General features: G+C 71.6%; 13 protein-coding genes. 3 read left to right on the top strand and 10 right to left on the bottom strand.

Features of this window, described 5'->3' with window-relative positions; translation table 11 throughout:
- The first annotated feature begins 24 nt into the window (after window positions 1-24).
- Complete coding sequence (locus tag AQJ91_RS24510) at window positions 25-711, top strand: DUF5995 family protein (RefSeq protein ID WP_067025748.1); 687 nt, start codon at window positions 25-27, stop codon at window positions 709-711.
- A gap of 140 nt (window positions 712-851) precedes the next feature.
- Here the strand turns inward: AQJ91_RS24510 and AQJ91_RS24505 are convergent, their stop codons facing one another.
- From AQJ91_RS24505 to AQJ91_RS24465, 9 genes are all read right to left on the bottom strand, one after another.
- Complete coding sequence (locus AQJ91_RS24505; protein WP_067025747.1) at window positions 852-2,564, bottom strand: flavin monoamine oxidase family protein; 1,713 nt, start codon at window positions 2,562-2,564, stop codon at window positions 852-854.
- 346 nt (window positions 2,565-2,910) lie between these two features.
- Window positions 2,911-3,717: a carbon-nitrogen hydrolase family protein gene (locus AQJ91_RS24500; protein WP_067025744.1), complete on the bottom strand. Its 807-nt coding sequence runs from the start codon at window positions 3,715-3,717 to the stop codon at window positions 2,911-2,913.
- A 356-nt stretch (window positions 3,718-4,073) separates the two neighbouring features.
- The gene (locus AQJ91_RS24495) at window positions 4,074-4,292 is read right to left on the bottom strand and encodes a hypothetical protein (RefSeq protein WP_067025741.1); all 219 of its coding nucleotides are present in this window, start codon (window positions 4,290-4,292) and stop codon (window positions 4,074-4,076) included.
- Window positions 4,289-5,476, bottom strand: coding sequence for an MFS transporter (locus tag AQJ91_RS24490; RefSeq protein ID WP_067025879.1), 1,188 nt, complete (start codon window positions 5,474-5,476; stop codon window positions 4,289-4,291). Before AQJ91_RS24490 ends, AQJ91_RS24495 begins: the two co-directional genes overlap by 4 nt.
- Before the next feature lie 114 nt (window positions 5,477-5,590).
- On the bottom strand, window positions 5,591-7,045 hold the full coding sequence (locus AQJ91_RS24485) for an HAD-IA family hydrolase (RefSeq protein ID WP_067025737.1): 1,455 nt from the start codon (window positions 7,043-7,045) through the stop codon (window positions 5,591-5,593).
- Between the two features lie 26 nt (window positions 7,046-7,071).
- Window positions 7,072-8,142: an ABC transporter ATP-binding protein gene (locus AQJ91_RS24480; protein WP_067025734.1), complete on the bottom strand. Its 1,071-nt coding sequence runs from the start codon at window positions 8,140-8,142 to the stop codon at window positions 7,072-7,074.
- Between the two features lie 4 nt (window positions 8,143-8,146).
- Entirely contained in the window at window positions 8,147-8,959 is an 813-nt protein-coding gene (locus tag AQJ91_RS24475) for an ABC transporter permease (RefSeq protein WP_067025732.1), read from the bottom strand.
- On the bottom strand, window positions 8,947-9,843 hold the full coding sequence (locus AQJ91_RS24470) for an ABC transporter permease (RefSeq protein ID WP_067025729.1): 897 nt from the start codon (window positions 9,841-9,843) through the stop codon (window positions 8,947-8,949). Before AQJ91_RS24470 ends, AQJ91_RS24475 begins: the two co-directional genes overlap by 13 nt.
- Entirely contained in the window at window positions 9,840-10,997 is a 1,158-nt protein-coding gene (locus tag AQJ91_RS24465) for an ABC transporter substrate-binding protein (RefSeq protein WP_067025726.1), read from the bottom strand. Before AQJ91_RS24465 ends, AQJ91_RS24470 begins: the two co-directional genes overlap by 4 nt.
- A 215-nt stretch (window positions 10,998-11,212) precedes the next feature.
- On the opposite strand from AQJ91_RS24465, the gene AQJ91_RS24460 reads away from it, so the two are divergent.
- Both AQJ91_RS24460 and AQJ91_RS24455 read left to right on the top strand, forming a co-directional pair.
- The gene (locus AQJ91_RS24460; RefSeq protein ID WP_067025723.1) at window positions 11,213-11,953 is read left to right on the top strand and encodes a GntR family transcriptional regulator; all 741 of its coding nucleotides are present in this window, start codon (window positions 11,213-11,215) and stop codon (window positions 11,951-11,953) included.
- A 25-nt stretch (window positions 11,954-11,978) separates the two neighbouring features.
- Window positions 11,979-12,437, top strand: a complete 459-nt coding sequence (locus AQJ91_RS24455; RefSeq protein ID WP_067025720.1) for a hypothetical protein — start codon at window positions 11,979-11,981, stop codon at window positions 12,435-12,437.
- A 75-nt stretch (window positions 12,438-12,512) separates the two neighbouring features.
- On the opposite strand, the gene AQJ91_RS24450 is transcribed toward AQJ91_RS24455, so the two are convergent.
- Window positions 12,513-12,965: an Lrp/AsnC family transcriptional regulator gene (locus AQJ91_RS24450; protein ID WP_067025718.1), complete on the bottom strand. Its 453-nt coding sequence runs from the start codon at window positions 12,963-12,965 to the stop codon at window positions 12,513-12,515.
- Window positions 12,966-12,973 lie beyond the last annotated feature (8 nt).

Here is a 12,973-nt window from a genome sequence, read left to right as displayed (position 1 = left end):
GCCTAGAGCTGGGACTCTGCCCACATGGCGCAATGCGAACAAGTCACCCCATCCGTCGACGCGGTCATCTCCCGTATGCGCGCCCTCGACACGGCCCTGCCCGCACGGGACGGCGTCGCCGTCTTCAACCGCGTCTACCTCGCCGTCACCGAGGCCGTCGACCGGCGTATCGACAGCGGCCGGTTCGCGGACGCGCGGGCCGCGATCACGCTGGACGTGCGGTTCGCGGAGCGGTACCTGGCGGCGGTGGACGCGGTGGCGAAGGAGCGGCGCCCGCCCGCCTGCTGGCGGCCCCTGTTCCAGATGCGCCGCCATCCCGGCGTACGACCGCTGCAGTTCGCGCTGGCGGGTATCAATGCGCACATCGGGCACGATCTGGCGCTCGCCGTCGTGGACACCTGTCGTAGCCTGCGCTGCGAACCAGCCGATCTGGAGGACGAGTTCGATCGGGTGGGTGATCTCCTCGTCTCGCTGGAGGAGCGCATCCGCGAAGATCTGATGCCGGGTCCCGACCTCCTCCAGATCGCCGACCCGCTCACCCATCTGCTCGGCTCCTGGAGCCTGGAGCGGGCCCGGGACGCCACCTGGACGGCGGCCCGGGCGCTGTGGGCGCTGCGCGGACTGCCCGATGTCGCCGGGGAGTTCACCGAGCGCCTGGACACGGCGGTGGGGTTCGCGGGACGCATGCTGCTGACGCCGCTGCCGGACTGATCCCGCCCCGCCGTGGCGGGCTTCGGCACGGGCTGGTCGCTCGACTTCGACGTCCAGTGCACCGCGCAGGACGCCCAGGAGCTCAAGGACGTGGCCGCCGAGCTGTACGAGCGGTGCGGGCCGCCGGGATCTGAACCGGCTCAGTCCTCCGGGAGTTCCACGGGCGCGATCTCGTCGTACACGTCGCCCGGACCCGGGTTGGTCGCGTCGGTCGCGCCGCCCAAGTGGTGCATGACGCCCCAGACCGCGTTCAGCGCGGTCTGGACGGCGCCCTCGGCCCACCCCGCCGTCCAGGAGATGTCGTCGCCGGCGAGGAAGATGCCCCGCTTGTCCTCGGGCAGGCGCTCCTGCATGAAGTGGGTGAACAGGCGCCGCTGGTAGCGGTAGTGGCCCGGCAGATTGGCCTTGAACGCGCCCATGAAATAGGGCTCGTTCTCCCAGGACACCGTCACCGGGTTGCCGATGATGTGCTTCCGGATGTCGACGTTCGGATAGATCTCGCCGAGCGACTTCAGCATGACCTCCATCCGCTCGTTCGCGGACAGCGGCAGCCACTTCAGGCTGTCGTCGCACCAGGTGTAGGAGAGGCAGATGACGGCGGGCCTGTCGGGACCGTCGTCGAGGAGGTAAGTACCGCGCGTCATACGGTCGGTGAGCGTCATCGACATGACGTCACGCCCCGTCGGATTTCCCCTGCCGTCGACGGCCTTGTCCAGCCAGAACGGCCGGTCCACAGGCACGAAGAGCTTGGAGCTCTCCATGTAGTGGGTGCGCTCGATGGCCGTCCAGTGGTCGATCGGGAAGAGCGAGTCGTCGCAGGCGATCTTCGACAGCAGCATCCAGGACTGGGCGGTGAAGATCGCCGCCTGGTACGTACGGATGTCGCCGTCGGCGTCCGTCACCGTGATCCGGTTGCCGGCCGTGCGGTGCAGACGGGTCACGGCCGGGCGGGGCTCGCCGTCGACGTGCAGGGACTTCAGGCACGTCCCGTACGGCCAGTGGACGATCTTCTGCGGCTCGCGCTCCCACAGGCGCACCGGCAGCTGCTGGGAGCCGCCGACGATGCCGCGGTGGTGGTCGTCGGCCTCGGTGTAGACGACACGGAGGATCTCCAGGATGGAGTTCGGGAAGTCGGTGTCCCAGCCGCCGGTGCCGAAGCCGACCTGGCCGAAGATCTCGCGGTGCCGGAAGGACCTGAAGGCGTCGGAGTCGCAGAGGAAGCCGTAGAAGGTCTGGTTGTCGAGCTTCTCGACGAGCTTCGCCCAGATCTCGCGGATGCGCGGCACGTCGCGCTCACGCATGGCGCGGTTCATGTCGGAGAAGTCGGCGCCCTCTTCGAGGCACCGGTTCCAGGCGTCGGCGACGTCCCGGTACACCTGGGGCAGATCGTCGAGCGTCTCGGCGTAGTGCGACTCGCCCTTGAGGTCGACGACGGTCGAAGGGGTCACCTCGGAAAGGGGGTTGGGGAAGGGCTGGGTCTCGAGTCCCACCAGGTCGATGTAGTGCTGGAGGGCGGTGGAGGACGGCGGGAACCGCATCGCGCCCATCTCGGCGGTGAGTGACGGGTCGCACCCGTCGAAGCCCACGGTCCGCAGCCGGCCGCCGATCTGGTCGGCCTCGTAGACGACGGGCTTGAGGCCCATCTTCATCAGCTCGTACGCCGCCACGATGCCGGACAGCCCGCCGCCGATGACCGCGACCTCGGTGCCGTGTTCGGTCGCGGGTATCTGGCCGAGCCCCGCCGGGTGGGCGAGGAAGTCGTCGTACGCGTACGGGAAGTCCGGCCCGAACATGGTGATCGGCGGCTGCTGCGCGTCGGCGTGCTGGACGGCGTTGGGCACCGTGGACGTCATGGGGGCGGATTCCTCGCTGATTTCGGTATTCGTCGGTAACTGTCAGTCGTGGTGCGTACAGTTGTGGCCGTCGGTCGGCGAAAGCCAAGCCTTCCGGCTGCTCAACCCCTGCGGCCTGCAGGCGAAACACGTTGCTCTTCGGGGCTGGGTCGCCGGGAGTGGCTCGGAGACCGAAAACCTCACGTGGAGCCGGTGTAAGACCCGGGACTTGTCCGGGCTGTCGGCGGTGAAGCGTGAACCGTAATCTCTGTCCAACGGGCAGAGCACGGACCATCCGGAGGGAAACGTTCGGATTGCTGAGAGTCGTCTAGGCTTCTGAGTAACGGTACGGACTCCTTGCGCAAGATCAGGGAGAGTCGGGGCTGCGGACGACGGCCCCGTAGAGGCCGGGGCGGCGGTCCTTCAAGTACGGGTTCGCCTCGCGGGAAGCGGCGAGGAAGGCGGGGTCGACATCGGCCACCACCAACTCCTCGCCGCGCCCGGCGCGGGCCCGGGCGACCCCGTCGGGACCGGCGAGAGCGGAGAGGCCGACGAACTCGAGCTCCCCCTCCTGGCCGACCCGGTTGACGTACGCGACGTACATCTGGTTCTCGAAGGCCCGCACCGGGATCATCGACTCGGCGACGAACTGGAACGGGTGCATCTGTGCCGTGGGCACCAGGAGGAGGTCGGTGCCCGCGAGGGCGTGGGCGCGGACGTTCTCCGGGAACTCGACGTCGTAGCAGATCAGGAGCCCGACGGTCAGGCCGTCCAGGTCCGCCTGCACCACCGCCCGCTCCCCCGGCGTGAAGTGGTCGCGCTCGAAGCAGCCGAAGAGGTGGGTCTTGCGGTAGTTGGCGAGGCGGGTGCCGTCGGCGGAGATCAGCTGGGCGGAGTTGAAGACGGCCCCGTCGGCGCGCTCGGGGTAGCCGTAGGCGATCGCGAGGCCGTGTCGCCCGGCGATCTCGGCGATCGCGTCCGCGGAGTCGCCGTCGGCGGGCTCGGCGTGGCGGGCGATGTCGTCACCGATCGCGTACCCGGTCAGGAACATCTCCGGCGCGGCCAGCAGCCCCGCTCCCGCGGCGGCGGCCCGGCCCGCGGCCTCGTCGAGGACCTTGAGGTTCTCGGCGGTGCAGCCGGGGCGGCCGGAGCTCTGGAGCAGGGCGGTGCGCATGCGGGTTCCTCACCGGGCGAAACAGGGGGTTGGGGGCCACCTAGACGGTACGGGCGGCGGGTTCGGGCGGACAAGGAGGAGTTGTTGCGCGCCGGTGAGCGGTTTGTTGCGTCCGTGCCGGGGCGGACGGCGATTCGTTGCACGCCCTCGGTCGTAGCTCCGGTCCTCCCCCACGGTGGCGTCCCGCGAAGCGGCGCAGCGGCGCCGGGTTCATGACTCGGCAGGTCAGCACAGCTGCGTGCCCGTCGCCGCGCAGGATCGCGGCGTAGCCGCCGGTGAGCTGCGTGGACGGCTGCGCGGAGGACAAGCCGGCGCCTTCCCTCGACGCGCCGAGCGGAGCCCCGCGGTCCGCATGGCTACGCCACGCCACGGGATGGCGCCGGGGCGGTGTGCACGGCGAGGGGCGCCCGCCGCACCGCCAAGCCGTACCGCTCGGCCGGCGACGACATCACGTTCTCGTTCGACGCGCAGGCGAAGGACAACGACGCCCCGACCAAGGCCATCAACCTGCAGAAGTGCACGGGCCCCGCCCCCTTCGGGAAGCTCCAGAAGGGGACGGGCACCTTCACGCTCACGCCCTGGAATCCCCGGCTCTGGCCAGCACCAGCGCCGTCACCAGGTACAGCACCGCGAACAGTGCGAAGACCGTGCCGTGCGCGGCGCCCCCGGCCGCCGTCGCGTAGGCGGCGTACACGGCGACGGTGGCCAGCTCGGTGCCGAGGCTCGCGACCGAGGTCAGGGTGGCCCGGCCGGTGTCCTCGATGCGGTGCTGGAGCCGGGCGTCGGCGAGTACGGTCGCCAGCTGGAAGCCGCCGAAGGCGAGGGCGACCAGGGCGAGGCCGGCCGGGGTCCCGGCCCCCGCGCCCAGGGCGAGGGCGAGCGCGGCGCCCGCGAGGAGCCAGGCGAGCCCGCCGCTGCCGAGGCGTTCGGCCGGACCGGCCAGCAGGCTGCCGGCCGTGGCGCCCGTCCAGATCAGCAGGAGGAGGTAGGGGACGAGCTCGTCGGGCACGCCGGTGTCGCGGACCAGCAGCGGCGTGTACTCGTCGAGGGCGGCCCACACCGCGCCGACGGCCGGGACGAGCAGCAGCGCCCGGCGCAGCGACCGGTCACGGCGGGCGGTGGCGAGTCCGTCCCGCAGGGTCGCGGCCCAGCCGTCGCCGCCGGTGGCCGGGGTCCGGTGCTCCGGGAACCGGGTCGCGGTCGCCGCGGTGAGCAGACAGGCCAGTACGCTGACCGCGCCCACGGCCTGGTAGCCGCCGACCGCGAACACCGGACCGGCGGCCGCCATCGAGGCCATCACGGCCACCAGCCCCGCGGCCCGGGCCCGGCCCATGACACGCGCGTACCGGTCGGCCGCGCCGAGCCGGTCCAGTTCCTCGTACACCAGTGCCTCCTCGGCGCCGGAGCCGAGGGCTCCCTGCACGCCCCACAGGACGAAGCCGACCGCGAAGGCCCAGTACGACGGGACCAGCACCCACAGGGTGAATCCCGCGGCGGTGAGCAGGGGGCCGAGCCAGAGCAGAAGTCGGCGCGACACGGCGTCGGCCCAGGCGCCGGAGGGCACCTCCAGCACCACACCGGTGACCGACCACAGGGCGAACAGGGAGGAGATCTGCCAGACCGACAGACCGGTGTCCGCGAACAGCAGCGCGTACACCGGGTAGAGCAGGACGAAGTCCTGGAGAAACGCGTAGCCGTACAGCGTGGCTGTGAGCCGCCGGACGCCGGCAGCGGGCGCACGCGTGGGTGAGAGTGTCATGAGGCCTTCCCGCAGGGACAGTTCGGACACCGGACGCGAGGTGCGTACGGCGTCCGAGGCGGTCCTCGGGAGGCACGGCTGGTGGATCAATGTCGCCAGGTCATGGCACCGATGTTAGACGGGTCCCGCCTCGCTGCCCAGCGAGAATGTGGTGATCACCGCGGAGTGGTCGGACGGCCAGTCGTTGTCCGCGACGTCCGGCCAGGGCCGCGGCCGGCCGCTGACGTACGTCCGGGAGTCGAGCACCCGCAGCCCCCGGTGGAGGACGAAGTCGATGCGGTCCTGCGGCTCGGTGCGGCCGCTGCCGTCCTCGTGCTCGGCGTGCACCGGCGACCAGGTGTGGCCCGGCTCCCGCACGGGGTCGGGGTGGGCCTCGCGGTAGGAGTCGCGCAGGCCCGCCTCCTCCGCCGCCCTGGTCACCGGCCATGCGACGGTCGGCCAGTCCAGATGGGAGGGGCTGTTGAAGTCGCCGACCAGGACGACCGGCACGGTGTCGTCGATCCGGCTCAGGATGTCCCGCAGCTGCCCGAGCCGCACCTCCTCGTGGGCGATGAGCCCGTCCGCCGCGAGCCCGTCGAAGGTCGCCTCGTAGGGGCCGTACGGCGTGTAGTCGAGGTGCGCCGTCCAGACGTCCACCTCGCGCGCGCCGTCGATGGCGATCCGGACCCCGGCGGCCCCGTAGAACCCGACGTCCGGGTCGCCGAGGCGGGCCGTGATCGGGTGGCGGCTGATGATGCCGAGATTCTCGCCGGCCCGGTGGTGGTGCCAGCCGAGGGCGTCGGCGAGTTCCCCGGCGGCGGTGCCGTACGTCTCCTGGAGGCCGACCACGTCCACGTCGGTCTCGGTGATGGCCTTGAGCTGCTTGGCCCGGTGGTCGTGGACCTTGGTGCCGCCGTACCAGAGGTTCCAGGTCATGACGCGGAGTCCGTACGGCAGCAGGGAGCGCAGCGTCGCGGGGGTGACGCCCTCCAGGCCGGCCAGGACGGTCCGGCCGGGCGCCGGCTCGATCGGGGCGAGCGAGGGCACCGCGAGGACCGCGCAGCCGGCCGCCTCGGCGGAGCTGACGCCGGTCTGGGTGTCCTCGACGGCCACGCAGGCGGCGGGGTCGACGCCGAGGGCGCGGCAGGCGGCGAGGTAGGGGTCGGGGGCGGGCTTGGTGTGCTCGGTGTCGTCGGCGGTGACGGAGACGGCGAAGAGGTCCCGGCCGAGCGCGTCCAGGACGGTGTCGGCGATCGCCCGGGGCGAGGCCGTGACCAGGGCGGTGGGGACGCCCTCGCGGGCCAGGGCGCGCAGGAGGCTCAGGGCGCCGGGGCGGGGCACGATACCGGTGCGGACCCGGTCGGCGAACTCCCGGTGGAGCCGGGCGGCCAGGTCCGCGGCCGGGGCGCCGGTGGCGGCGGCCAGCCAGGCGGCGGTGTGCTCGACGGGACGGCCGAGCACCGCCGGCTGGTCCGCCTCGGTCAGGGTCCGGTCGGCCACCTGCTGCACCGCCTCCCACCACAGCCGCTCGGTGTCGACGAGCGTGCCGTCCATGTCGAACAGGACGGCCTGGAGCGGGAGTTGTGTCACGGTTTCCTCTTTCCTGCGTGGGGGGGTCAGCGGGTACGTTCGGCCACCAGGACCGGCCGCTCGGGCAGCGACACGCTCACCGCGGCGCCGGCGCCGAACGCGGCCGCCTCGTGGGTGGGCAGGTCGGCCTTCACCTCGGTGCCGTCGGCCAGCCGTACGGTGACCCGGGTGGCGGCGCCGAGGAACGCCGTGGCGATCACCCGGGCATCGCCGCCGGCCCGGACACCGACGGCCTCCGGCCGGACCAGGACGTCCACGTCGGTCACCGGCGGCGCTGCCCCGTCGACCGGCAGGCGCTGCCCCAGCACCTCGACGGTGCCGTCGGACAGCCGCCCGGGGATCCGGCTCATCGTGCCGACGAACTCGGCGACGAAGGCGGTGGCGGGCCGTCCGTACAACTCGGCCGGGGCCGCGCACTGTTCGAGCCGTCCGACGTGCATCACGGCGACCCGGTCCGCCATCGACAGGGCCTCCTCCTGGTCGTGGGTGACGAACAGGGTGGTGATGCCGAGCTCCTGCTGGAGCCGCCGGATCTCCTCACGGAGGGTGAGGCGCACCTTGGCGTCGAGCGCGGACAGCGGTTCGTCGAGGAGCAGGACGCGGGGGCGCAGGGCGAGCGCGCGGGCGAGGGCGACGCGCTGCTGCTGGCCGCCGGAGAGCTGGTGCGGGAACCGCCGGCCCTGGTCGGCGAGGCCGACCAGCTCCAGCAGCTCGGCGGCCCGCGCGCGCCGTTCCGCGGTACGGACCTTGCGCATGCGCAGCCCGAAGGCGACGTTGTCGAGCGCGTCGAGATGCGGGAAGAGGCTGTACGACTGGAAGACCATCCCGGCGTCGCGCCGGTGCGCCGGGACGCGGGTGACGTCCTGGCCGTCGACCAGCACGTCGCCGGAGTCGGGCTGTTCGAACCCGGCGAGCATGCGCAGCGCGGTGGTCTTGCCGCAGCCGGACGGGCCGAGCAGGGCGAGGAGTTCACCGGGGCGGACGGTCAGGTCGAGGCCGTCGAGGGCGACGGTGGCACCGAACTCCCGTCGCAGGCCCCGGAACTCGACGGTGGCGGCCTCGGTCGCGGCGGACTTCTCAAGTGTGGTGACGGTCATCGGTTCATCCCCGGGAAGTGGTACGGGTGCGTCCGCCGAAGCCGGCGAGGACGAGCAGCAGGACCCATGTGACGAGCAGGCTGAGCACGGACACGGCGACGGACAGCTGGGCCTGCGACCCGCTGACGTTGACGATCCACACGGCGAAGGGCTGGAAGCCCAGCAACTGCGCCACGGTGAACTCGCCGAGCACCAGGGCCAGCGTGAGGAAGGAGGCGTTGAGCAACGCGCCGCGCAGATTCGGCAGTACGGCCCGCACCAGCGCCTGCGCCCAGCCGGCCCCGCAGCTGCGGGCGGCCTCGACGAGGGTGCGTACGTCGACGGCGCGCAGCCCGGCGTCCAGGGCCCGGTACACGAACGGCAGCGCCATCACGACGTACGCGAGGACCAGCACGAACGGGAAGTCCGGGTTCTGGATCGCCACGAACGTCTGGAACAGCGGCGTACGCGAGAGGTGTTCGGGCCCCCACTTCAGTACGGTCCCGATCCCGGCGACGAACGCGATCGGCGGCACCACCAGCGGCAGTGAGCACACCACCTCGACGACCGGCCTGAGCCGGGGCGCGCCGAGCCGCAGCGCGACCATGGCGGGCACCATCAGCAGCAGGACGACGGCGATGGTGGCGGCGGCCAGCTCCAGGGAGAGCAGCAGGCTGGCGCCGAAGCCGCCGGTGGAGAAGATCTGGCTGTACGCGTCGAAGGTGATGCCCTGCCCCGGCACGTCGACCGTGAAGACCACGGACGCGGCGAGCGGCACCAGGAAGTACAGTCCGGCGAGGCCGAGCACGCCCCACCGCCACAGGTTCAGGCGAGCCATCGCGCGCTCCGTCGTTGCAGGGGCAGGTACACGGCCATGACCAGGCCCGCGACGAGGACCATGTCGAGGCTGAGGGCGAGCGCCACGTTCTCCTGGCCGACGAGGACGTTGCCGGACAGCGCGTCGGCGATCTGCAGGGTGACCAGCGGGATCGAACTGCCCACCATGGCCGCGGCGGTGGCGTACGCGGCGAAGGCGCTGCCGAACAGCAGCACCAGCCCGCCGAGCAGCGAGGGCGCGAGCACGGGCAGGGCGACGTGCAGCCAGTACTGGACGGTGGTGGCGCCGTTGTTCTGCGCGGCCTCGCGCCACTGGGTGCGCAGTCCGTCGAGGGCGGGCGTGATGGTGAGGACCATCAGCGGGATGAGGAAGTACAGGTAGACGATCACCAGTCCCCAGAAGCTGTAGAGGTCCCAGCCCTTGTCGGTGAGGCCCAGGTGCCGGGTCAGGACGCCGGCGTTGCCGAGGGTGGCGACGAAGGCGAAGGCGAGCGGCACCCCGCCGAAGTTGGCGAGCACGCCGGACGCGGTGAGCACGGCTTCGCGCAGCGCGCGGAAGCGGGAGGTCACCACGGCCTGCGCGAGCGGCAGCCCGACGAGGGCCCCGAGGGCGGCGGAGACGGCGGACAGCTTGACGCTGCCGAGCAGGGCGGTCAGATAGGCGCCCCGCAGCGAGGCCGAGAGGTTCTCCGCGCTGTACGAGGTCGCCCCCGTGGCCTGGTCCCTGACGGTGAAGGCGCCGTCCAGCATGGCCAGTGCGGGGATCCCGAAGGCGACCGCCACGAAGGCGAGCAGCGGGACGACGGCGAGCCAGCCGGGGGCGCGGCGCCGCCGCTTCGGGGAAGCGACGGCCACCACATCGACCCGTGCGACGGTCGTGGTCATCCGGAAACGGCCTTCCCCCAGCCCTGCCCGAGCACTTCCTTGGCCTCGCTCTGCTGGGCCTCGGTCGGGAAGGAGGGCGTCCCGGAGACCTCGGGCAGCTTGGCCGCGGCGGTCTTGTCGAGCGTGCCGGCCTTCTCCATGGCGGGCATCAGGGCCGGGCGGGCGTATCCCTCGAGCCACAGGTTCTGGGCCTCGGTGCTGTAGAGGTACTCCTGCCACAGGCGGGCGGCCGCGGGGTGCGGGGCGTCCTTGTTGACGGCCTGCGAGTAGTACTGGGAGAACTTACCGTCGTCCGGCACGGCGACCTTCCAGTCGACGCCCTTGGACGTGAACTCGTCGGCGTACCCGGCGTTGAGGTAGTCCCAGTCGATACTGATCGGCGTCTCGCCCTTCTCGACGGTGGCCGGGGTCGACTCGACGGGCGTGTAGTTGCCGTTCTTCTTCAGCTCGGCGAAGTAGTCCAGGCCGGGCTGGATGTCGTCGAAGGAACCGCCGTTGGAGAGGGCGGCGGCCCAGACGCCGGCGAAGGCGGAGCCGGACTTGGTGGGGTTGCCGTTGAGGGCGACCTGGCCCTTGTACTGGGGCTTCAGCAGGTCGGCGAAGGTCTCGGGGCACTGCTTCACGCGCTTGGCGTCGCAGCCGATGGAGATGTACCCGCCGTAGTCGTTGTACCAGCGCCCCTGCGGGTCCTTCTGCTCCTCGGGGATGTCGGCGAAGGCCGCCACCTTGTACGGCGCGAGCAGCCCCTGCTGGGCGGCGGCCAGCGCGAACGAGCTGCCCAGGTCGAGGACGTCGGGCGCACGGTCCTGACCTTTCCTGGACGTCACGGCGTTGATCTCGTCCTGGCTGGAGCCGTCCGGGTTCTCGACCTCGACCTTGATGCCGTACTTCTTCTCGAAGCCGTCGATGAGGGCGCCGTAGTTGGCCCAGTCGCGGGGCAGCGCGATGGCGTTCAGCGTGCCCTCCTTCTTCGCCGCGGCGACCAGCTGGGACATGCCGCCGAAGTCGGCGGCGGAGGTGGCGGTGGCGGCGTTCTTGCCGTCGGCGGTGGTGGACGCGTTGTCGGGGGCGGCGCCGCAGGCGCTCAGGGCGAGCGCGGCGACGACGGCGAGGGCGCCGCTCGGGACGGCTGTTCTCGGCAGGGACACGGTCACGGCTTCTCCAGGGGACGCGCGAGGGTGCAGGAGCCAAACAGAGATGACTTGTCTGAACAAGTTGGCCTCAGTAAGGCTGTCGCTGGTGTCCCCCGCGTAAACACTGGCGAAACCCTGACCCCTGAATTCCTGCACAATCCCCGTTGACACGGATCACCGCCGGATCTCGATTAGGCTGGTCACGCTGTGCACAGCGACTGACTCAGAGGGGAAGCATGGCGGCGCGACACGAGGAGATCGCCGACGAGCTGCGCCGGGCGATCGACCGCGAGGAGTACACGGTCGGCAGCCTGCTGCCCGCCGAGACGGAGCTCGCGGCCCACTACGGCGTCTCGCGCGGCACGGTCCGCCAGGCCGTCGCGACGCTCACCGCCGAGGGCCTGATCGGTTCCCGCCAGGGCGCCCGCCGGGTGGTGCTGGCCACCCGCCGCAGCCAGAGCTTCGCGGAGCTGCGCAGCTTCGCCGAGTGGGCGCGGGCGATGGGCCGCGAGGCGACCGGCCAGGTCGTCGCACAGGAGTACCGCCCGGCGACGAAGGAGGACGCCGTACGCCTCCAACTCCGGCCCGGAACCCCGGTGTTGCACGTCCTGCGAGTACGCGGCCTGGACGGCGAGCCGGTGCTGCTGGAGCGGACCGTGTACGCCGACTGGATCTCCCCGGCCGTCGAACCGATCGAGCCGGACTGCCCGTCCGTCACCCAACGACTCTACGAGGACACGGGGTTGGTCTTCGCCTACGGCGAGCACGTCATCGACGCGGTGGCGGCGGGCGCCCAGGACGCCGAGCTGCTGGCCATCCGCCGCACGAGTCCCCTCCTGCGCGTCCGCCGGGTGACGACGACCCGCGAAGGACGCCCGGTGGAGTGGTCGGACGACCGCTACCGTTCGGATGCGGTGAGCTTCAGCGTGCACAACTCGATCGGGAACAACGCGCTGGCCCGGAAGACGGCAGAATGACCTCCTCCTGACGAAGGGGACCTCCATGAACGCCGCCGCGCCCCTGTACCTCCCGTACGTCGACGAGCACACAACAGTCGTCGCGGCAGAGGCCGATGCCGTCTGGCGAGAGCTCTGTGAGGCTCTGCACCGCTCCTTCGGAAGTGGCCGAGCAGCCGCCTACGCCCGCCTGGCCGGCTGCGCCGACCGCACGGCGTCGGGACCCCGACCCCTGGCCGAGGGCTCAACGCTCCCCGGCTTCCGGGTGGCCTCGGCGACCCCGGGCCGGGAGCTGGTCCTGGTAGGACGCCATCACTTCTCGACATACGCCCTGATCTTCCACCTCGACGAGCCCACCCCGGGACGCACCCGCCTACGGGCCGAAACCCGGGCAAGATTCCCCGGCCCGGCGGGCGCCCTCTACAGGCAGCTCGTCATAGGCACAGGCGGCCACGCAATGGGCGTACGGCGCATGCTCAAGGCGGTGCGCATACGCGCCCTGTAGGGGCGCGGGGCTGTATCGATATGCGGCTCCGCCGCGTGAGCGCGACCAGCCCCCACCAACCCGCAGACGAAGCACTTAGGTCGGCGACCCGGAAGAAAACCTTCGCAGCAACGGCGACAACACCAGCACCGACTTGGTCCGCTCCACGAACGGCTCCCCCGCGATCCGCTCCAACACCCGCTCGAAGTGCCGCATGTCGGAGGCGAAGACCTGCACAACCGCGTCCGCGTCCCCGGTGACGGTGGACGCGGCCACAATCTCCTGGTACCGCTCCAGCCCCCGCTGGATGCTCTCCGGCGAGGTGTTGCGCCGGCAGTAGATCTCGACGAACCCCTCGGTCTCCCAGCCGAGCGCCGCCGGGTCCACCCGCACGGTGAATCCGGTGATGGCCCCGGTGGCACGCAGCCGGTCCACGCGCCGCTTCACCGCGGGCGCGGACAGGCCGACCAACTGCCCGATGTCCGCGTAGGAGCGGCGGGCGTCCTCGGCGAGGGCGTGCACGATGCGTTCGTCGAGATCGTTCAGCACTGCGGGTG

Origin of the sequence: Streptomyces dysideae, assembly GCF_001514305.1 — a bacterium.
GTDB classification, from domain to species: Bacteria; Actinomycetota; Actinomycetes; order Streptomycetales; family Streptomycetaceae; genus Streptomyces; species Streptomyces dysideae.
This window is presented reverse-complemented; position numbering and strand designations above follow the sequence as displayed.

Excerpts from the sequence above, each read along its gene's own strand:
- AQJ91_RS24510 (WP_067025748.1), top strand. The coding sequence starts at position 25 with ATGGCGCAATGCGAACAAGTCACCCCATCCGTCGACGCGGTCATCTCC.
- AQJ91_RS24505 (WP_067025747.1), bottom strand. The coding sequence starts at position 2,564 with ATGACGTCCACGGTGCCCAACGCCGTCCAGCACGCCGACGCGCAGCAG.
- AQJ91_RS24500 (WP_067025744.1), bottom strand. The coding sequence starts at position 3,717 with ATGCGCACCGCCCTGCTCCAGAGCTCCGGCCGCCCCGGCTGCACCGCC.
- AQJ91_RS24490 (WP_067025879.1), bottom strand. The coding sequence starts at position 5,476 with ATGACACTCTCACCCACGCGTGCGCCCGCTGCCGGCGTCCGGCGGCTC.
- AQJ91_RS24480 (WP_067025734.1), bottom strand. The coding sequence starts at position 8,142 with ATGACCGTCACCACACTTGAGAAGTCCGCCGCGACCGAGGCCGCCACC.
- AQJ91_RS24475 (WP_067025732.1), bottom strand. The coding sequence starts at position 8,959 with ATGGCTCGCCTGAACCTGTGGCGGTGGGGCGTGCTCGGCCTCGCCGGA.
- AQJ91_RS24470 (WP_067025729.1), bottom strand. The coding sequence starts at position 9,843 with ATGACCACGACCGTCGCACGGGTCGATGTGGTGGCCGTCGCTTCCCCG.
- AQJ91_RS24460 (WP_067025723.1), top strand. The coding sequence starts at position 11,213 with ATGGCGGCGCGACACGAGGAGATCGCCGACGAGCTGCGCCGGGCGATC.
- AQJ91_RS24455 (WP_067025720.1), top strand. The coding sequence starts at position 11,979 with ATGAACGCCGCCGCGCCCCTGTACCTCCCGTACGTCGACGAGCACACA.